This window comes from Streptomyces sp. NBRC 110611, from assembly GCF_001590865.1.
In the GTDB taxonomy this organism is placed as follows: Bacteria; Actinomycetota; Actinomycetes; order Streptomycetales; family Streptomycetaceae; genus Streptomyces.
Map to the genome: position 1 here is coordinate 272,907 of NZ_BBUY01000001.1, position 19,667 is coordinate 292,573.

At 74.4% G+C, this 19,667-nt stretch carries 10 protein-coding genes; 5 read left to right on the forward strand and 5 right to left on the reverse strand.

Annotated elements, in window-relative coordinates; translation table 11 throughout:
* Positions 1 to 45: 45 nt before the first annotated feature.
* The 5 genes from AZE13_RS01205 (at position 46) to AZE13_RS01225 (ending at position 7,371) form a co-directional block, all read left to right on the forward strand.
* Positions 46 to 1,206 (forward strand): ATP-binding protein, encoded by a 1,161-nt coding sequence (locus tag AZE13_RS01205; protein WP_066925651.1) that lies wholly within the window; start codon positions 46 to 48, stop codon positions 1,204 to 1,206.
* Entirely contained in the window at positions 1,203 to 3,788 is a 2,586-nt protein-coding gene (locus AZE13_RS01210) for a DUF5682 family protein (protein WP_220127552.1), read from the forward strand. Before AZE13_RS01205 ends, AZE13_RS01210 begins: the two co-directional genes overlap by 4 nt.
* 5 nt (positions 3,789 to 3,793) lie before the next feature.
* Complete coding sequence (locus AZE13_RS01215) at positions 3,794 to 5,059, forward strand: VWA domain-containing protein (RefSeq protein ID WP_066925654.1); 1,266 nt, start codon at positions 3,794 to 3,796, stop codon at positions 5,057 to 5,059.
* A gap of 135 nt (positions 5,060 to 5,194) precedes the next feature.
* Positions 5,195 to 6,115 carry a hypothetical protein gene (locus AZE13_RS01220; RefSeq protein ID WP_147264586.1) on the forward strand — a complete coding sequence of 307 codons (921 nt, stop codon included), beginning with the start codon at positions 5,195 to 5,197 and terminating at the stop codon, positions 6,113 to 6,115.
* A 110-nt stretch (positions 6,116 to 6,225) separates the two neighbouring features.
* Positions 6,226 to 7,371 carry a hypothetical protein gene (locus AZE13_RS01225; protein ID WP_066925660.1) on the forward strand — a complete coding sequence of 382 codons (1,146 nt, stop codon included), beginning with the start codon at positions 6,226 to 6,228 and terminating at the stop codon, positions 7,369 to 7,371.
* Positions 7,372 to 7,630: 259 nt separating this feature from the next.
* Here AZE13_RS01225 and AZE13_RS01230 read toward each other — a convergent pair whose 3' ends face one another.
* The 5 genes from AZE13_RS01230 to AZE13_RS01250 all read right to left on the reverse strand — a co-directional run bounded on the left by AZE13_RS01230 (position 7,631) and on the right by AZE13_RS01250 (position 19,666).
* Positions 7,631 to 8,548: a peptidoglycan-binding protein gene (locus tag AZE13_RS01230; RefSeq protein WP_066925663.1), complete on the reverse strand. Its 918-nt coding sequence runs from the start codon at positions 8,546 to 8,548 to the stop codon at positions 7,631 to 7,633.
* Positions 8,548 to 10,296 (reverse strand): DUF6519 domain-containing protein, encoded by a 1,749-nt coding sequence (locus AZE13_RS01235; protein WP_107288211.1) that lies wholly within the window; start codon positions 10,294 to 10,296, stop codon positions 8,548 to 8,550. The genes AZE13_RS01230 and AZE13_RS01235 overlap by 1 nt, the downstream gene beginning before the upstream one ends.
* A gap of 129 nt (positions 10,297 to 10,425) precedes the next feature.
* On the reverse strand, positions 10,426 to 12,600 hold the full coding sequence (locus AZE13_RS01240; protein WP_066925665.1) for a hypothetical protein: 2,175 nt from the start codon (positions 12,598 to 12,600) through the stop codon (positions 10,426 to 10,428).
* Positions 12,597 to 16,475, reverse strand: coding sequence for a putative baseplate assembly protein (locus tag AZE13_RS01245; RefSeq protein WP_079123578.1), 3,879 nt, complete (start codon positions 16,473 to 16,475; stop codon positions 12,597 to 12,599). Before AZE13_RS01245 ends, AZE13_RS01240 begins: the two co-directional genes overlap by 4 nt.
* A complete protein-coding gene (locus tag AZE13_RS01250) occupies positions 16,472 to 19,666 on the reverse strand; it encodes a putative baseplate assembly protein (RefSeq protein ID WP_066925670.1) in 3,195 nt (1,064 codons plus the stop codon). The genes AZE13_RS01245 and AZE13_RS01250 overlap by 4 nt, the downstream gene beginning before the upstream one ends.
* Between the last annotated feature and the right edge of the window lies 1 nt (position 19,667).

Consider the following 19,667-nt stretch of genomic DNA (forward strand, 5'->3'; position numbering starts at 1 on the left):
CGGGATTTCGCGGAGGCGGCCGCAGTCCTTGCGATAGGGGGAGCCATGTCCGAGAACACCTTCACGACGACGCATGAGGCGACGGCTGAGCACGCGACGGCCGATCACGCGGCGACGGAGCCGGCCGGAGGCGGCGCCCTGCGCCCGCACGCCGAGGAGAGTTTCGCGGCGGAGCTGACGGCTCTCGCGGCCGCCGACGACCGGCCGCGGCCCGCGCGCTGGCGGCTCTCGCCGTGGGCCGTCGCGACGTACCTGCTCGGCGGTACGCTCGCGGACGGCACGGTCATCACACCCAAATACGTCGGCCCGCGCCGCATCGTCGAGGTCGCCGTGACGACCCTGGCGACGGACCGCGCACTGCTCCTGCTCGGCGTGCCCGGCACCGCCAAGACCTGGGTGTCCGAGCACCTGGCGGCGGCCGTGAGCGGCGACTCCACCCTGTTGGTGCAGGGCACCGCCGGCACCCCGGAAGAGGCGATCCGCTACGGCTGGAACTACGCCCAGCTGCTCGCACACGGCCCCAGCCGGGACGCGCTGGTGCCCAGCCCGGTGATGCGCGCCATGGCGCAGGGCATGACGGCCCGGGTCGAGGAGCTGACCCGCATCCCCGCGGACGTGCAGGACACGCTGATCACGATCCTGTCGGAAAAGACCCTGCCCATCCCCGAGTTGGGGCAGGAGGTGCAGGCCGTCCGGGGTTTCAACCTGATCGCCACGGCCAATGACCGCGACCGCGGCGTCAATGAACTCTCCAGCGCGCTGCGCCGCCGCTTCAACACCGTCGTCCTGCCGCTGCCCGCGACCCCGGACGCGGAGGTGGACATCGTCTCGCGCCGGGTCGAGCAGATCGGCCGTTCGCTGGATCTGCCCGCGGCGGACGGCATGGACGAGATCCGCCGGGTCGTCACGGTCTTCCGCGAGCTGCGGGACGGCATCACCGCCGACGGCCGTACGAAGCTCAAGTCGCCGTCGGGCACGCTGTCCACGGCCGAGGCCATCTCGGTGGTGACCAACGGGCTGGCGCTGGCCACCCACTTCGGGGACGGCGTGCTGCGCGCCGGCGATGTGGCCGCGGGCATCCTGGGGGCCGTCGTCCGTGACCCGGCCGCCGACCGGGTCGTATGGCAGGAGTACCTCGAGACGGTGGTGCGTGAGCGCGACGGCTGGAAGGACTTCTACCGTGCCTGCCGCGAGGTGGGCGCATGAGGGGGAACGCCGAGCGGGCCGGGGGCGTCGGCGGGCCGGCGCTGCTCGGGGTGCGGCACCACGGACCCGGTTCGGCGCGGGCGGTCCGCGCCGCTCTGGAACAGTGCGGGCCCGCCGCGGTCCTGATCGAGGGCCCGCCGGAGGCGGACGCGCTGGTACCGCTGGCCGCGGGGGAGGACATGCGGCCACCGGTCGCCCTCCTCGCCCATGTGCAGGACGACCCCGCCCGCGCGGCGTTCTGGCCGCTGGCCGAGTTCTCCCCCGAGTGGGTGGCGATGCGCTGGGCGCTGGAGCACGGCGTCCCCGTCCGCTTCATCGACCTGCCCGCGGCACACTCCCTGGCCATGGGGGAGCCGGCCACGACGGAGGCCGAACAGGAGACGGAGGCCGAGCAGGAGGCCGGTGACGCGCAGGCCGGTGGCGCGGAGGCGGACGTACGGGTCGATCCGGTCCGGGTACTGGCCGAGACCGCCGGATACGACGACCCCGAGCGCTGGTGGGAAGACGCGGTCGAGCACCGCCGGGACGGGGGAGGGCCGGGCGTGGACGCGCTGGCCCCGTTCGCGGCGCTGGCCGAGGCGATGGGGGCCTTGCGCGAGGCGTACCGGGACGGCGGAGACCACGAACGTGACCGAGTGCGCGAGGCCCATATGCGACTCCGGCTCCGGGCCGCGCGGAAGGAGTTCGGCGACGACCTCGCCGTGGTCTGCGGGGCCTGGCACGTCCCGGCGCTGGCGCGGCGCACCACCGTGGCCGCCGACCGGCAGCTCCTCAAGGGCCTGCCGAAGGCGAAGACGGCGGTGACGTGGGTGCCCTGGACCCACCGGCGGCTCTCCCGGCGCAGCGGCTACGGCGCCGGCATCGCCTCACCCGGCTGGTACGGCCACCTCTTCAGCGCCCCCGACCGCCCCGTGGCCCGCTGGCTGACCAAGGTCGCCGCACTGCTCCGCGAGGAGGATTACGCCGTCTCGTCGGCGCATGTCATCGAGGCGGTACGGCTCGCCGAGGGACTGGCCACGGTCCGCGGGCGGCCACTGGCCGGACTGACCGAACTGGACGACGCCGTCCGGGCCGTCATGGGCGACGGCTCCGATGCGCCGTCCGCGCTGATCCACGACCGGCTGGTGGTCGGCGACGTACTGGGCGACGTCCCCGAGGACGCCCCCGCCGTGCCCTTGCAGCGGGACATCACTCGCAGTCGGCGGGCACTGCGGCTCAAACCCGAGGGCCCGGAACGGGAGCTGGAACTGGACCTGCGCAAGGAGACCGATGCCGGGCGCAGCCGCCTGCTGCACCGGCTGCGGCTGCTCGGTATCCCCTGGGGCGAGCCCAGCAGCTCCCGGGGCAGCACGGGGACGTTCCGGGAGACCTGGCGGCTGCGCTGGGAGCCGGAGCTGTCGGTGCGTGTGGCGGAGGCCGGCATCTGGGGTACGACCGTGCTCGGCGCCGCCACCGCCAAGGCCGCGGCCGAGGCGTCCGGGGCGGCCACCCTCGCCGAGGTGACCGCGCTCGCCGAACGCTGTCTGCTCGCCGAACTCCCCGATGCCCTGCCGGTGGTGATGCGCGCGCTGTCCGACCGCGCGGCGCTCGACGCGGACGTGGGCCATCTCGCGCAGGCACTGCCCGCCCTCGTGCGCACGGTGCGCTACGGAGACGTCCGCGGCACGGACGCCGGGGCGCTCCGCGAGGTGGCGACGGGCCTGGCCGAGCGGATCATCGTCGGACTGCCGCCGGCGTGCCTCGGCCTGGACACGGACGGTGCCGCCGCCATGCGAGGCCACCTCGACACCACCCACCAGGCCGTCGGCCTGCTCGCCCACCCGGAGCCCGGGGCGGAGGCCGCGCCGGCCGGGTTGCGGGCACGGTGGGCCGGGGTGCTGCGCGCGGTGAGCGGGCGGGATGCCGTGCCGGGACTGATCCGTGGCCGGGCGGCCCGGCTGCTGCGGGACGACGGGGAGTGGGGCAGTGGCGCATCGGCCGGCGGCGCGCCGGGCAACGTCGATCCGGTTCACGGCGAGTGGGGTGACGGGGGTGCGGAACGGCTGATGGCCCTGGCCCTCTCGCCGGGCACTCCGCCCACCGATGCCGCCGGGTGGATCGAGGGGTTCCTGGGCAGCGGGGCAGGCGGGGCCGGCGGGGACGGCGGGATGCTGCTGGTCCACGACGAACGGCTGCTCGCGCTGGTCGACGGCTGGCTGACGAGCGTGCCGGACAGCGCCTTCACGGACGTCCTCCCGCTGCTGCGCAGGACGTTCGCGGAGTACGAGGCCGGGGTGCGGCGCACGCTCGGCGAACTGATCCGCCGCGGCCCCGCGACCAGCGTGCGCGGCCCGGCCGGCGACGCCTCGGACTCGGACTCGGCCGCGCCCGGCTTCGGCCCCGGCCTGGACCGTGACCGTGCCGCGGCCGTCCTCCCCACCCTGCGTCTGCTGCTGGGGATCGAACAGCACGGCTTCGACCACGAGCCCCGCGGACAGTCCCCTAACGGTCGGTCCCCTTACGGACAGTCCCATGACCCGACGGGAAACAGCCCGACAGTCGGCAATGAACAGTCCAACAGTCGTGTGGAGGTGGCACGTTGAGCGCCATGACAGCAGGATCCGGTGCCGGTGCCGGTGCCGGTGCCGGTGCCGGGGTCGGTGCCGGGGTCGGGGTCCGGGTCGGGGCCCGGACCGAGTCCGGGAGCGAGGCGACGGCTGACCGGCTCCGTCGCTGGCGGCTGGTCCTCGGTGCCGGCGGCGCGGACGGTACGGGGTGTGAGCTGCGGGGGCGTGACGCCGCCATGGACGGCGCGCTGGCCTCGCTCTACGGCCGGCAGCCGGGCGGCGCGGGCAGGGACGCCGACAGCGGGCGGCGCACGGCGGGGCTGGGCGCCTCGGCGCCCGGAGTCGCGCGCTGGCTCGGCGACATCCGGGCGTACTTCCCGACCTCGGTGGTGCAGGTGATGCAGCGTGACGCCATCGACCGGCTGGGGCTCTCCGCGCTGCTGCTGGAGCCGGAGATGCTGACGGCCGTCGAGGCGGACGTACATCTGGTGGGCACTCTGCTCTCGCTCAACAAGGTCATGCCGGAGACGACCAAGGAGACCGCACGGGCCGTCGTCCGCAAGGTCGTTGAGCAGCTGGAGAAGAAGCTGGCGACCCGTACGCGCGCCACCCTCACCGGCGCACTGGACCGCTCCGCACGCATCAGCCGGCCCCGCCACCGCGACATCGACTGGGACCGCACGATCCGGGCGAACCTCAAGAACTACCTCCCGGAGTACCGCACGGTCGTCCCCGAGCGGCTGATCGGCTACGGCCGGGCGGCGCAGTCGGTGAAGAAGGATGTGGTGCTCTGCATCGACCAGTCCGGTTCGATGGCCGCCTCGGTCGTCTACGCCTCGGTGTTCGGTGCCGTGCTGGCCTCCCTGCGGGCCATCGACACCCGGCTGGTCGTCTTCGACACCGCGGTCGTCGACCTGACGGACCAGCTGGACGATCCGGTCGACGTCCTCTTCGGCACCCAGCTCGGCGGCGGTACGGACATCAACCGCGCGCTCGCCTACTGCCAGTCCCGTATCACCCGCCCCGCCGAGACCGTCGTCGTCCTCATCAGCGACCTCTACGAGGGCGGGATCCGGGACGAGATGCTCAAGCGGGTCGCCGCGATGAAGGCGTCCGGGGTCCAGTTCGTCACGCTGCTCGCCCTCTCCGACGAGGGGGCCCCGGCCTACGACCGGGACCACGCCGCGGCTCTCGCGGCCCTGGGCGCACCGGCGTTCGCCTGTACACCGGACCTGTTTCCGGAGGTGATGGCCGCCGCACTGGAGAAACGGCCACTGCCCATACCGGACATGGCGGAGCAACGGTGACCGATACCCCGGCGGGACTTGCGTGGCACCTGGCTCCTCGTGCAAGGATCGGGGCCATCGCTCGATCGCCCGCGACGGGTGTGACACCGAGGCGGTATGCCCGGGTGTCCCCGTCCGTATGGGAAGGTCCCCTCCGTGCCCGCTGTGTTCGTTCTGCCTGCCGCTGTGCGCCTGCCGCGCACGGTGACCGCGCGGCGTGCACTGCTGGCCGGGCTCTTCCTGGTGGGCTTCGTCGCCCTCGGCTTCGCCTTCGGCCCCGGCGCCCACGCCGATGACCGTACGGGCAGCACACCGGCCCTGACCGGGGCCGCGTCCCCGGGCGGGGAGGCCGTCAGCACCCCGGGTAGGGAGACGGCGGCAGCGGCCCTGAGGGACGAACCGGCGGATACGGACCAGGCGACGACCCGGGCGAAGTCCGCAGAGGGCGTGCAGTCCGGCTCCGCCGCGCTGTCCGAGGCCGTTCGGCGGCCCGTCGCCGAGCAGGCCGGACCGGTCACCGGTGCGCTCACTCGGTCAGTGGGCCGGGTCGTACGGAAGATCGGTGTGGTCGGCGAGATCGCCGACACGGCCGGCGCGGTGCTGCCGTCCGTGGAGCTGCCGTCCGTGAAACTTCCGTCCGTCGGCCTCCCGTCCGGAGCGCACACGGGACGGCCTGGCGACGACAGGCGGCACCAGCCCGGCCGTACGCCGGGTGACGTGCAGTCGGCCGGTCCGCGGACCGCTGCGACGGCTTCCGGGGGCGGCGTCGCTGCCGCGGCTCAGCCCGAGCAGTGCGCCGGTGGCCCGCGCCAGGCGTCTGCCACCGAGCACACCGGGCGTGCCGCCGTCGAGCAGCCGCACCCGGGCCATGGCGACCTTCCGGGGCAGCTTCCGCAGGGTCCGGTGGCGCCCGCTTCGCACACCGCCGGTGACGGCCACGGCCCCCGTGACGGGGACCAGCACGCCGCCGCCCCGGCACACCTCACGCCGTTCCGGCTGCTGCCCGGTGGCGTCCGCACGGCCGATGGCGCTCCGACGCGTCGGCGTGCCGAAGAAATCCTCGAATTCCCCGGCTAGGGCAGACCGTTCCGCGTCTGTACTGGACCTGCCGCGCGGGGGCGGATCAGGTCTGCCCGAAACCTCCTGATTCCTCAATCCTGAATCCTGAATTCGAAGGACTTTCTTCCATGCGTGCGAACATCCGCCGTTCCATCGTCGTTGCCGCTGCCGCCACCGGCCTGTGGGCCCTCGGCTCCGTGACCGCCAACGCCGCCGACCTGCCCGTCACCCCGGACCTGCCGGTCACCGGCACCGCCACGGACACCGCCGCCACCGCCACCGCCACCGCGACCCACACCGTGAAGCAGACCGCGGACGGCGTGCAGAAGCTGGCCGGTGGCGAGGGCCTGCTCGACACCGGCGCGGTGCGCGACGCCGCCGACCTGATGCCGGCCACCAAGCTGACGAAGCAGGTCGAGCAGGTCACCAAGGCCGTGCAGAACCCCGCCCAGGCCGTCAAGCCCGTCAAGCCCGTCAAGGCCGTCAAGGCCGTCAAGGCCGTCAAGGTCACCGACCTCGGAGAGGCCGGAAAGATCGGCAAGGTCGGCGAGCTCGGTCACCTCACGGACGGCACGCTGCCCGCCGTGCCGTCGCTGCCCGCCACCCCGGGCGTGCCCTCCGCCGACCTGCCCGGCGGTGTGCCCACCGACCTGTCGCAGCTGCCCAAGACCCCCGCGCTGCCCGTGGCCCCCGGCTCCGCCGACAACCTGCTGGCCGGTCTCGCCGGTGCGGGGGTCCGTCCCGAGCAGCTGACGAAGCAGGCCCAGGCGCCCCTGGCCACCGCCCGCCCGGTTGTCGACAAGACCGCCGCCGACGCGCTGCCGCCCGTCGCCCGTCGGACTGTCGTCAAGGTGGTGCCGGTGGTCCAGGGGGCGGTCGGCGATGCCGGTCACCTCGCGGGGGACGCGGCGGGGCAGGCCACCTCGTTCGTGACCGTCGTCGGCGGTCAGGCGCAGCAGTTCGCCCAGGGCAAGGCCGGTGACGCGGTGGCGTTCGCCGAGGCCGTGGCCGCTGAGGCCACTCCGCGTGCGCGGGGCCTGGTCACCGTTGTCGTGACGGACGCACACGGCATCGCGAACAAGAACGTCGCCGGTGCGCAGAGCCTGACGCCGGGCCAGGTCGTCCCGGCCGGCCGGACCGTGCCGTCCGGACTGACCGACGCCGTCGCCGTCCCGGTCGTGCCCGCAGGCCTGGCCGACCCGGCCAACGCCGCCAACATCCCGGCCCTGCCGGTTCTCCCGGCCCAGCCGAGCCTCCCCGTCCAGGGCGTCTGAGGCGGCCCCGGCCCCCGGGGCTGACGCCACCAGCACGTCACCGGAACGTACCGGCACGTATCCATCAGCACGTACCGGCACGTCACCCGAACATCGGCCGCGGCGGCGGCCGGTGCCGGAACACCCATGAACAGCCGGGCGGACCTCTGTGGGGGAGGGCCGCCCGGCCTTGGTGTGTTCTACGGGCCGACAGCGTGACGAATCGCCGGGCGGCGTCATGAGTGTCGCCGGACGGCGTGACGCGTACCGCCCGGCGGTGTTACGAGTGGGGGACGTGCAGGCGTTCCCAACTGGCCTTGCCCGGCACCCCGTCCGCGTCCTTGCCGCGGAAGCCGAGCTTGCGCTGCCAGGCCGCGTACGACGTGCGGTCCGCCTCGGTCCACTCCGGCCCGGGGCCCTGCTCGTAGTGGCCGCAGCCCTCGGCCACCAGCCGCTCGCCCATGGCCGTGATGACGGGGCTCTTCGCGCCCGAGTGGAAGAAGGCGCTGCCGGGGAACGGCTCGTACGGCGGATGCTGCGGCTTCGGCGGCACCGGCCGGCCATCCCCCTCCGTCCCTTCCGTCCCCTCGGTCCCCTGCGGCTCCTTCGCCAGCCGCCGCTTGATCGCTTCCCGCATGCCGTCCATCGGGAAGCCGCGCGGATCGACCTTCCCGGGCTGCCACTCCTTGTGGCCGATCACCGAGCGCTCGGTCCACTTGTGCGCCCGGCAGATCGCCGCCGAGACCTTCTCGATCGCCGCCTTCTGCGCCTCCGGCCACGGGTCTTCGCCGTTGCCGAGGTTGATGCACTCGAAGCCGTAGAAGTGCCGGTTGCCGTCGGTGTCCGCGGCGTTGTCCGCCGGCAGCTCCGAGGCCTCGTTGATCACCGCCTCCAGGACGTCGCGGTCGCCCAGCCCGGCGTGATTGGCCCGGCCGTTGCCGACGAGATGGACCTCGCCCTGCTTGTCGATCACGCCGTGGCAGAGCGGACCCGGCAGATCCGGGTGTCCGTCGTAGCACAGCTCCACCGACGAGTCGGTGCCCTCGGTGACCGTGTGGTGGATCATCACTCCGTGCAGCGGGCCCCAGTGGCCCTTCGCATTGCGGTTGTGGTGACGCCAGTCGCGGACCTCGTGGACGGTGAGGCCCTCCTCGCGCAGCGCCCGCAGTAGTTCGTCCGCGGTCAGTGGTGTGGCCATCAGGCGATTCCCCCTTCGTCGGCCGCGGCTTCCGCCTCGGCCGTGGTCTGTGACCTGTTGGGCAGTTGCCGCGTCAGGTCGTGTCCGGAGCCTATGACATCGTGTCCCGGGCCCCCTGCTTGTGCGCGCGGTGGCCCAGCGCCCTCAGCGGCCCCGGCCACTGCCCCGGCCGCCGCGCCGCCCGTCCTGCCGGCCACCGCGCCGTCCACCCCACCGGCCGCCGCCTCCTCGGCCCGGGCCGCCGCCTCGGCCGCCAGCGCCGCGTCGTCCGCCGCCGGGATGCCCGCCGACAACGGCCGGAACGTCAACCGCAGATCGGTTTCGGCCTGTTCGCCCGCCACCCACGCCAGCGGCGCGAAGTGCACCGCGATCCCGGACGGCGGCTCCAGCAGCGGACGGCGGACCGCGTCCGTGGGCCACTCCACCCCGCCGGTGGCCGTACGGGCCGGGATCAGCCAGTAGTCGCCGGTGCGGTAGCCGCCGCCGGGCGCGAAGTACACCTCCACGCCGTCCTCCAGTGGCAGCCACTCGCCCTCCCGCACCGGTAGTGCGCCGTGCCGGAGCCGGTCGCCCCGCCCGGCCGCCCGCTCACCGCGCTCGACGGTTCTGCGGCGGCCCTCGTGGTGGTCCCAGCGGCGCAGGAACGGATGCAGCTCCGGCCTCCGCCCCACCCCCGGCGCCGGCTCGCCGGACAGCCGCACCCGCCGGAGGGGCAGATCCAGCTCCTCGACCCGCAGCAGCGGCGCGGCCTCGCCCCGGCTCGTATAGGCGGTGTCCACGAACTCCACCCGGTCGCCGACGTTCAGATCCAGCTTGTCGTCGCCGCCCAGGGTCGCCAACTCGACCCAGGTGCCGTCCAGTTCGTCGACCGGGAAGGTGACCGAGCCGTTCTCCCGGGACCACTTGAAGGTGGCGTCCCCGGCGCCGCCCGCCTCATGGATCTCGACCCGGTAGAGCTGGTTCTCCGGCCCCCGGTAGCGGGCGTCCGGGGCGACCAGACAGGGGTTGTCGTCCCCGTGGTCCGGGCGCTCGCTGCGCGCTGCGAGCCGGGAGCGGGGGGCGGCCGCCTTCTGCGCCCAGGCGGCGAAGGCCTTGCGGATCTCGTCGGCCGGGGGAGTGGGGCCGGGCAGCCCCAGTTCGGCGGCGGGCAGCGGCAGCACCTGCCACACCACCTTCGTACGGGCCGCGGTGTCCGGCAGCGCCGAGCCCAGCGCCACCTCGCGCAGCGCGGGGTCCTCGGCCGCGGTCACCACCCGTTCCCATACCTTCAGATACGCCACGTACGGGAAGGCGGTCGGCAGCCGGTCGCCGGGGCGTTCCGGGTCCCGGAAGCCGTCCGGCTGGTCCCAGTACGTCCAGGTGGCGGGCGCCGCGGGGGCGCCATCCGCGCCCGCGCCGTGGCTCCCGGCGTCCCCGTCGGCATCCCCCGCCTCCTGCGCGGGCACCGCCTCCCCGGGCCGCGGGCGGGTCGCCTCGCACAGGATGCCGTCCACGTAGTAGCGGCCGCCTCCGATGACCAGGTCGTCCAGCTCCCGGCTGCCGCCCTGCAGCGTGATCTTGAAGCCGGTGGCGCCGTACGGGCCGCCGTGCTGCCCGATCAGATCGGCGGCGAGCGTACGGGCCTGGAACAGCTGGATCGCGGTCTGTTCGTTGGCGTCCGCGTCCAGTTGCACCCGGCCCTGCTGGGCGACGACCGCGGAGTAGCGCCGTTCCGGCCGGTGGGTGATGCGGGAGAGATCAGCGTGCATGGCAGGGGTCCCCTCGTACGGGATGTTCGGAAGGCGGAAGACGGAAGGCGGAAGACGGAAGGCCGACGGTCGGGTCACCCGGCGGCATACGATCACGGCTCACGCAACGGCGGGCGGTCCGCCGGTCGTTCAGGTCACGAACCACACCCCCGCATCGCTCCCGGCCGGTGTGTACTCCGCCAGCCGGGCCCGCAGGCCGTCCTCGCGCTGGGGCCGGTAGAGGTCGTGGTACGCGCCCATCTCGGCACCGTCCTCCGCGCCCCGCACGATCTCCTCCGCGCACCCCGCCGCCAACTGTCCGTACCACGGCGTCCCGTAGCGCTCGCCGCGCAGCAGCGGACGCACCCGTGCGGCCTCCCCGGGGCCGGCCAGGTCCGGCTGGCAGCGGTAGCGGCGCGGGGTGCGCGAGCCCGGCGGTACGTAACTGAACCGCAGGCAGCCGATGCCGCGCCGGGCGACCCGCAGCCGCCCGGTGAAGAGCGAGTTCTCGGCGAGCTCCACGGCATGGGTGTGCACCTCGCCGATGACCGTGGTCCGGTGCGCGTACAGCACCGCGTGCGCGGGCCGGCAGTCGGGCGCGGAGAGCGCCGCGCGGTCGGGCGCGGTGGCGTCCAGGAGGGAGTCGCGCAGATGGACCGGCAGCGGGTCGGTGCCCACCTCGTCGCCGGTCACCTCGATCGTGCCCAGGATGGTCCGGTCGATCTCCACACACGCGGTCGTACGGTCCAGGACCAGGCTCGGCTCCTCGGGGGAGTGCGGAGCGCACTCCGGCTCCAGGGACCAGCCCGGCACCAGCGTGCAGTGCCGCAGGACGAGCGAGCCCATCGGCCCGGTGACATTCAGCCCGCGCCCGGTGACCAGCAGCCCGTCCAGCACCATGCGTGGCCGCTCGCCCACCGCGCAATCGGCGCCCCGCGCCCGGATGTTGAGCGCGTCCGGCCGGTTGCTGTACCAGTCGAGCAGCCGGATCACCGGGCGGGTGCCCTCCGCCGCGCGCAGCTCCAGCCGGTCGCCGGGGTCCAGGTCGAAGTCCAGCTGTTCCTGGTAGGCGCCGCTGTGGGTGATCTCGATGATCCCCTCGGGGCCGCACCGCCCGGCCCGCCGGTCGTCCTGCCACGCCCGGTACGCGTCCATGATCCGCTGGAAGTCCTGGTCCGGGCCGACCCGGTAGACGGCGGCGCCCGGCGAGGTCTCCCTCTCCCGCGGGTACTCCCCGCCGCCCAGCTCGTCCCCGAACCCGTAGTGGTAGTCCACCCATACGCCCTGCCGGGGCGCCGAGCGGGCGCCGAACGCCATCCGTCCGAGCTCCGGGTCGACCGCGACCTGGCCGCGCCGGGGCCGGTAGCGCCAGTCGCCCAGGTCCGCGACGACGATATCGGCGAGCGGCACCGGGGCGTCGTCACCGTCCCGGCGGACGACGAAGCTCTTCCCCGGCCCGTAGTAGTCCGCGAGCCGGTCGTGCAGCTGCCGTCGGCGGATCGCGGCCGGGACGTTGTCGAGGGCCGCGCTGTGCGCCGCCGACGATTCCGGCTCCGGCCGGGTCACCAGCGCCGTGTCATTGCCCAGGAGGGAGAAGGTGTAGAGGTTGCGGGCCCGGTCGATGCAGTACGCGGGCGCCCGCGTCACCGAGTACGGCCGCAGCCGCCAGACGAACAGCCCGACCCCGGCCGGGGTATAACCCCCTTGCCTGCGAGGCGAGTTGGCGCGTCGCACATCCACCGACCGCGCCACCGCGCCGAACGGCCCCCCGGCCAGGTCCAGCGCGGCGCCGTCCCGGACGTCCACCAGACGGCCCCGGGCGGCCCGCCGCTCGTTCGCCGCGGCCGTCCCCGACCCGTACAGCCTCACCGGCTGATGGTGCGCGACCAGCCGGGAGAACTCCACCGCCCGGGCCGGCCGGCCCGCCACCGACGCGGACAGCTCCTCCAGCAGTGCCAGGGTGCCCTTGCGGCGCCGGTGGCCGACCGTCGCCGCCACATCGCGGCGCGGCGCCAGCGCCTCGGCCAGCCGCCGCCGCGAGGAGTCCGGCAGCCCGCCGTCCCGAAGGCCGGTGGCCGGCACCCGCTCGTACCCGGGCAGCGGGCGGTACCCCACCAGATCCCCCAGGTACGGCAGTACCCACTCCGCGGCGCTCTCCACGAACCAGTCGTCGTACTGCTGGGCGACCCCGTCGCGTACCCGGTCCACCTGCTCCGCGATCACGGCCAGCAGCGCCCGCAGGGGCTCACCGCCCTCCGCGTCCCGCAACCGGTGCCACTGCGGCAGCAGCTCCGCGAGCCCGTCCGGCTCCCGCGTCGCGCTCATCGGGTCACCTCCGTGAGGATCAGCGTATCCGCCACCTGCGGCGCGAACAGGGCGAGTTGGGCCGGGCGGATGCCGCGGGAGACGCGGACGGCCCGGCCCTTCGGCAGCGACCGGGTGTCGGTGATGCCGGGGTTGAGGCGCAGCAGCCCGTCCAGTGAGATGCCGTGGTGCGCGGCGACGGCGGTGAGCGTCTCGCCGCCGTCCGCCGTCACCTCGTGGATCCGCTCGTCGTACGTGGCGAGCCGGGCCGGCACCGTGCCGCGCACCGGCTCATCGGGAGGCCCGGTGAACCGGCCGGTGAGGGCGGCGAGTTCGGTGGGCGTGGCGGACGCCGGCACCCCCGTGAAGGCGTCCACGTCCACATGGTCGACGCCCGGTACGGACTGGGCCGCGGCCAGCACCTCCGACAGGTGCGCCGGCTGCCCCAGCTCCCGCCCGTCGTAGCCGAGCCGGTCCAGCAGCGCCTGCCGTACCCGCGGTTCCACCAGCGGCCAGGCGTGGTCCGGCGCCACCTTCACCTTCGCCAGGCACAGCAGCAGCACCGGCTCGCGGACGTCCACCCGGACCGGGAGGCGGGCATCGCCGTACTCCGCCAGCGCGGACCGCAGCGCCCGCAGCACCTCCGCGTCCGGTGCCAGCGGGATGTCGTCGACGCCCGCCACCGTCACATGCAGCACCTTGCGCCGCCCGTCGAAGAGTTCCCGGGCCGACGCCCGGCCGATACCGGCCCGGGAGCGCGCGAAGTCCTCGTAGTCCGCGAGCGACACCAGCCGGTCCAGCGCGGACACCGACAGCGGGATCGTGCGCCTGGTCAGGCCCGGCCCGTCGGCGTCCGCACCGCCGGTGGCCGGCTGCGGATTGGTCACGGCGGTCACCCCGAGCGGGCGGGTGACCGGCTGGGTGATCCGGTCCGCCGCGACGTTCGCCGCCCGCCCGGTGCCGAACCGGTACCTGGCCCGTACGTTGTCCTGCCCGGTCGGCAGCCGGGCGCCGTGCACCCCGTCGCCGAACGTCACCGTCGTACGCGTGCCCCCGGGACCGGACCCGGACCCGGCCCCGCCCCCGCTCCCGGAGGCATCGGCGTCCACCGTCCCCGTCACGTACACCCGCTCGCGGGGCCCGCGCCCGGCCAGGCTGTCCACCGGGGTCCACCGCAGCCCGTCGACCCGGATCTCCAGCTCCGGGGTGGCCCCCAGGGGGTTGTCCGCCGGCCGCCAGGTCAGCGGTGACCGCCAGAGCGCGAACGTCTGGTGGGTGCGGGCGGCATCGCCGCTGCCGATCGGCTCGTCCCGGCTCTCGCCGTGCGTGGCCGGTACGACGTTGCCCTGGATGCGGACGGTGTCCCGCCGGTACCGGTGGGCGAGGTCCGCGGTGAGCGTGAGCACGGTATGGACGTGATCGCCGGGGAGGCCGGGGTCGAGCCGCTGGTCGACCGAGGCGATCACCGCGGTCTCGGTGGCGCGGAGCGTGGCCGGGCCTGGGATGTCGGTGCGCACACCGGAGACGATCAGGCGCCGCCCCGGCCGCAGCCCGTCGTACAGCTCCGCCAGCTCCAGCTCGTTCCCGTGCACGTCCTCGCCCAGCGGCTCGTCCGCCATCCGCAGCGGCCGGCCACCCGCGTACACGGTCGTGTCCCGGATCGTGGAGAGCACCACGTCGTGGTCGTCCAGCCAGGGGTCGGCCAGCGTCAGTTCGGTGCCCCGCCCGGTGATGCCGAAGTGGGTGTACGCCGCGGTCCGCACCCCGGTCACCCGTGTCATCACCAGCGCCAGCTTCCTGTCGCCCGGGATGCCGTCGGCTCCGTCCGCGCCCTTACGGGGCCGCCGGACGGCGACCCAGCTGCCGACGGTGATGCCGTCCTGCACCGAATCCAGCGGCAGGACGTAGCGGTTGGCGGGTTCCGGGACCGTGGCCAGGCCGATCTCCACGGCGGGCGGTTCGCTCCCCGGCGTACGGCGCACGGTCACCTCGAACTCGCCGTGCCGCATCTGCTCCTGGTCGCCCGGCCGGAGGTGCCAGGTCCGCGTGTCGCCGTTGTTCAGCACGACCTCGATCCGGCCCTCGTCGTCCGGCCGGGCCACGAACAGGCCGCGTTCGGGCAGACCGGGCCGCAGCCGGACGGTGACCCCGGACTCCTGCGAGTCGGTCGGACGGCGGCCGAGCCAGCTCAGATCGTGGTCCTGCCCGGTGCGGGTGGACAGCTCGACCCGCCCGGGGCCGAGGCCGAACGCCTCGTCCGCCGGCAGATTCACCCGGTGCTGCACGGTCGTACCGGTCTCGATGTGCTCGAACTCCGCCCGCACCGGGACCTTCCCGGCCGTGTCGTACACGATCCGCACGCTGGTCAGCTCACCGCCGGTCAGCGGCCAGTCGGTCTGCCGGATCACCTGCCCCTTCTCGTCCTGTACGGGCTTGAGCGGCGCGGTCGCCCCGAAGGGCGCGGCGGTCACCCGCATCGCCAGCAGCGCCCGCAGCGCGGACGGTACCTCGGGCGCGGCCCGCCGCCACGCCGCGTACAGCCCGTCCGCCAGCCGCGGATCCAGCGCGGAGAGCAGCCGCGCGGCCAGATCCGAGCCGGACGGCGACAGGCGCCCCGGGTGGCGGGAGGAGGCCGGGGAGCCGGACGAGGTCCGTACGACGCTGCCGCGCAGGGCGGGGAGCACGGAGCCCAGGGCGCGCAGGGCGGCGGAGCCTTCGTCCGGCTCGGCCCCGGGGGGCACGGTGGGTGCCGGGGCCAAGTCCAGGGCCCGCTCCCGCAGTTCGCCCAGCACCGCTGCCAGTTCCTCGAACCAGGCGGCGACGTCCTCGTACGGCGCGGCCAGTGCCTGCGCCTCCGCCAGCCGCTCATGCGGCCCGGCCAGCCGTTCGGCGAAGGCGGCGGGCGTGGTGAGGGAGCCCAGGTCGGCACGGAGCGGCGCCAGCACCTGGAGGTCGAAGGTCTCGATCAGCCTGCTGACGGGACGGGGGTTGGGGACCTCCGGGGTGGGAGGCCCGGGCTTCCCGGGATCGTCCGGGTCGCCGCCGTCCGCCGGTTCGGTGATCCACTGCCGCAGCTCGGCCACCAGCTCCGTCAGCGTGGGCGGCGCGGACCGCGGCAGCCCGATGGCGGTGAGGTCCTCGTCCCGGTCGATCCGCACCTTCGCCACCGGCAACAGCACCTGCCTGCTGCCGAAGTCGAACAGCAGCTGGTCACCGGTCTGCAGCTGGGTGGACGTGCCGGAGACGAACAGCTCCGACCGCCGGGCCAGATCCTCCGGGACCAGCAGGGCCGGGCGGCGCCTGCGCACCTTCAGCTCGTTCCACGCCCAGCGTGCGATGAGGTCCTCGTCCGTCTCGAAGGTCTGCGACTCCTCGCCGGTCGCGGCCGGCACGCTGTGGCTGCGCGCACCGCGCGGGATGACCACCGGGAGGTCCTCGGCGCGCGGATCCTTGTCGAGGGTGTAGGCGAGGTGGGTGTCCGCCGCGACGCCGGGACGCGGACGGTGCCCCACCAGCCGCCCCAGCAGGGCCAGCGAGCGGTGCTCGTTCGCGGTCCGCAGATACCCTTCGTCGGCGATCCGCTCGCTGTGGAAGGTCAGGACGTCGCCGAGCACCGCCCAGGCGTCCAGCAGACCGATCGCCGGGTCGTCCGGCCTCCGGACGGTCAGGCCGCGCAGCGCCGGGTAGGCGGGCGAGGCGAGCCGGTCGAGCATCCCGGCGAGGAAGCTGCCGTGGTCACCGACGCGGTAGTCCAGGGCCGTCCGCCCCGGCGGGTTGTGGAGGGCGTCGGGGGCGCGCCGCTCATCGCTGCCGCCCCGGCAGCCGCAGCCGCAGCTGTAACCGAAGCCGTCACTGCATCCGCATCCGCATCCGTATCCGCGTCCGCTGATGCTCATCGCACACCCCCGATCCCGATGGCCAGCCGCCCGTTCTCCGGCCGCTCCGGGTCGTTGTCGCACACCGCGATCTCCAGCGGACCGAGCCGCAGCACACCGTCCTCCCGTTCTCCGTCGTCCTGATGGAACAACCGGCACAGCCGGGTCACCCGTACGCTCGCCACGCCCGGCACGGCCGCGGCCACCGCCGTGAGACGGCTGACCCGGACCGGCTCGCCGAACGTCAGCGCGTCCGGGTGGAAGAAGCCGAGCCGGCCGCCGGGCAGCCGCCGGTTGCCCAGCACGCGGTACAACTCGGCCAGGATCTGCCCGTGTTGATGCCCGGGCGTGGCACAGACCTCGATCGCCAGATCCACCGGCACCATCCGGGCCGGCGCCACGACCAGGTCGTGTCCGATGCGGCGGTACTTCTCCAGCGCGTACCCGACCGAGTCCAGCAGCCGGCGGCCGGGCTCGCCGGTCCCCGCCGCGTCGATCGCCACATGCGCCTCCTGGACGCTGCCGGTCCAGCGGATCTCCGCCGCCGCCCGCCGCACTCCGGGGAGGGCGGACGCCAGCTCCGCGTAGTCGGCGGCCGTCACGGCCCGCAGGCGCGTCCGCCTGAGGTCGAGCGGCGCGAGTTGCCGGACCTGTTCGAGGGGCTCGGGATCGGTACCGCCGGTGGCCGGGAGCGGATTGCGCACGCCCGCGACCGGCAGGGGGTCGGCGGCCGCCGAGGCCGCCGGGGCCCGGCCGATCACCAGGTGGTTGATCGCCTCGGCCCCGACGTTGCCCGCTCGGCCGCCCCCGAGCCGGTAGTGGAGGGCGAGCCGGCTGCCCGGCTCCGGGCGGGCACCGTAACGCCCGTCCCCGAACCGCAGCGCGATCCGGCCGTCGTTGTCCAGCTCCCCGACGAAGTGCCGGTCGCGCGGGCCGCTGGCGAGCAGATCGCGCCGCGGCAGCCAGGTGTGTTCCCCGTCGTCGATACGTACGGCGGGGAGCGCGGCCCGTGGATCGGGCACCAGGGAGGCCGCCGGCCCGTGCAGTACCGGCTCGTCCGGATGGAGCCCCGCCGCGTACGCCGGACCCCAGCTCTGCGCGATCTCCCAGGCGATCCGCCCGTCCAGCACCGTCCCGGCCCGGGCCCGTGCCGTCAGCACCTCCAGCCGGCGCAGCTTGGCGTGCAGCAGCCGGCGGGTGTGGTGCAGCAGCTCGCGCAGGGCCCGGACGGGATGCCGGCGCAGCGCGAACCGCTCCAGCGTCCTGAGGCCGAAGAGCACGGTCAGCTCGGCGATCTCCGGCTCCGACAGGCCGTCCCGGTCGCGGGCGCTCCGCCACAGCTCCAGCAGCCGCGCCCGCACCCGCTCCGGTACGTCCGCCAGCAGGCCGGCCTGCCCGGCGGCCACCTGCGCGGGCCGCGGGAAGGGCACCGTCTGCGCGACGGGGGAGCGGTGCAGTACGGGCCGGAAACGCGGCACCAGGCCCGGATAGACGGACTGGGCCAGCAGCGTGCGCAGGGCCTCGGCCTGTGCGTGCACTGTGCCGGGCACCACGCGCTCGCGCCGCTGCCCGGCCTGCTCCAGGCCGAGCCCGGCCCGTGCCGTCGCCTCCTCGCCGACGACGGTGAACAGCTCACGGATGTCGTCGGGGGTGAGCGCCTCCCGGCAACCGGTCTGCTCCAGCAGGCGGTTGATCGCCCCGGCGGTGGCGTTCCCGGCGCTCCGGTGGTCGTCACAGCCGAACCCGGGCGGCTCGCAGGAGCCCAGCACGGCCGGGACGGGTGGCACGGTGACGGTCTCGGGGGCGGCGTCCGGCTCCGTCCCGAAGGTCAGCGACCGCCCGTGGTCCACCAGGACGACGTTGCCGCGCGCCACGCTCACGTCCGCCACCGGCGCACAGTCCGTCCCGCCCCGGGTGGACAGGCACAACGGGAAGGCCAGCGCGTCCTCCGGCGCCCAGCGCACCTCCACCACCGGCTGGTCGTCGAGCCGGTCGACGGCCGGCGTGACGGAGGTGAGCCGTACCGCCTGCCGGTGCGCCGGGTCCTGGTCGCCCGGGGTGCCCGTACGGGGGCCCTTGACCTCCTCGAAGAGCAGCAGATCACCGGGGGAGAGGCGGAGCGAGCGGGCCGTGCGGTCGTCATCCGTCCACGCGTCCCGCAGTGTCGCGCCCGTCGCTCCCTTCGGCAGGATCCGGACCTCCCCGCCCCAGGTCCACAGCCGGATGGCGTTGTGCTGGGGCCGCAGGGCGAGGGGCGCGCCGGCGACCGGTTCGAAGACCTCCACCGATCCCCGCTCGTCCAGGACGGCCAGATCCCGGTCGTCGATGACCGTACCGATCTCCGGCCGGTCGCGCGGACCGTATGTCCTGGTGTCGACGGCCGCGAAGCGGAACTCGCCGGGGAGGAGGGTGAGTTCCCCGACGGTCTCCACGGCGACGAAGGCCCGCGCGCTGCACCCGTCGTGCATGGGGTAGTCGATCAGCCGGACGTGCCGTCGTACCGACACCCGCCGCCGGGCCGTGTCGAGGTAGGCCTCGGTCGCCACCGCGTCCTGCTGGTAGCTGATCTGGTCGGCGGTGTACGCGAGCAGCTCGACCAGCGTCATCCCCAGGTCCGCCGGACTGCGCTCGGTCCAGTCGGGGACGGTCAGCCGCATCCGGTCCAGAACGAGCTGCCGCAGGGTCTCGTAGTCGCGCGCGGTGTAGTCGATGACCGGGGCGGGCGGGAGGGCGTCCGCGCAGCCGTCCGTTCCGGCGTCCGCACCGTATCCCGTACCGCATTCCGTACCGCATTCCGTGCTGCCGTCCTCGGCGCAGTCGAAAGGGCTGGGGCAATCGGGCCGGAAGGCGAATTCCCGGCTGAAGTACCGCTGGTCGAAGCCCTCGTACGGCTCCGTTCCGGGCCGTCCGAAAGGATCCGTCCCGACGAGGGAGAGCCGGTAGCGGGACGTGTCCCCGCGCCGGTCGAGGACGACGAACAGCAGGTCGTCGAGTTCGGGGTCCTCCTCCCGTTCGACGGACACCTCCAGCGCTTCCAGTGCGGTGACGCGCCGCCCGCCGTCGATACGGACATTCTCCGGACGCAGCCCGTGGGGCGCCTTTCCCAGAAAGGTGACCGTCAACGTCACGCCGTCATCGGCGACTTCGACGGCGTCGATGCCATTGAGCCGGGCCGACCGGATGCGGTGACGACGGTCCTCCCCTGTGCTCATA

Coding starts and splice junctions, on each gene's coding strand:
- AZE13_RS01225 (WP_066925660.1), top strand. CDS start 6,226: ATGCGTGCGAACATCCGCCGTTCCATCGTCGTTGCCGCTGCCGCCACC.
- AZE13_RS01230 (WP_066925663.1), bottom strand. CDS start 8,548: ATGGCCACACCACTGACCGCGGACGAACTACTGCGGGCGCTGCGCGAG.
- AZE13_RS01245 (WP_079123578.1), bottom strand. CDS start 16,475: ATGAGCATCAGCGGACGCGGATACGGATGCGGATGCGGATGCAGTGAC.
- AZE13_RS01215 (WP_066925654.1), top strand. CDS start 3,794: ATGACAGCAGGATCCGGTGCCGGTGCCGGTGCCGGTGCCGGTGCCGGG.
- AZE13_RS01235 (WP_107288211.1), bottom strand. CDS start 10,296: ATGCACGCTGATCTCTCCCGCATCACCCACCGGCCGGAACGGCGCTAC.
- AZE13_RS01240 (WP_066925665.1), bottom strand. CDS start 12,600: ATGAGCGCGACGCGGGAGCCGGACGGGCTCGCGGAGCTGCTGCCGCAG.
- AZE13_RS01250 (WP_066925670.1), bottom strand. CDS start 19,666: ATGAGCACAGGGGAGGACCGTCGTCACCGCATCCGGTCGGCCCGGCTC.
- AZE13_RS01205 (WP_066925651.1), top strand. CDS start 46: ATGTCCGAGAACACCTTCACGACGACGCATGAGGCGACGGCTGAGCAC.
- AZE13_RS01210 (WP_220127552.1), top strand. CDS start 1,203: ATGAGGGGGAACGCCGAGCGGGCCGGGGGCGTCGGCGGGCCGGCGCTG.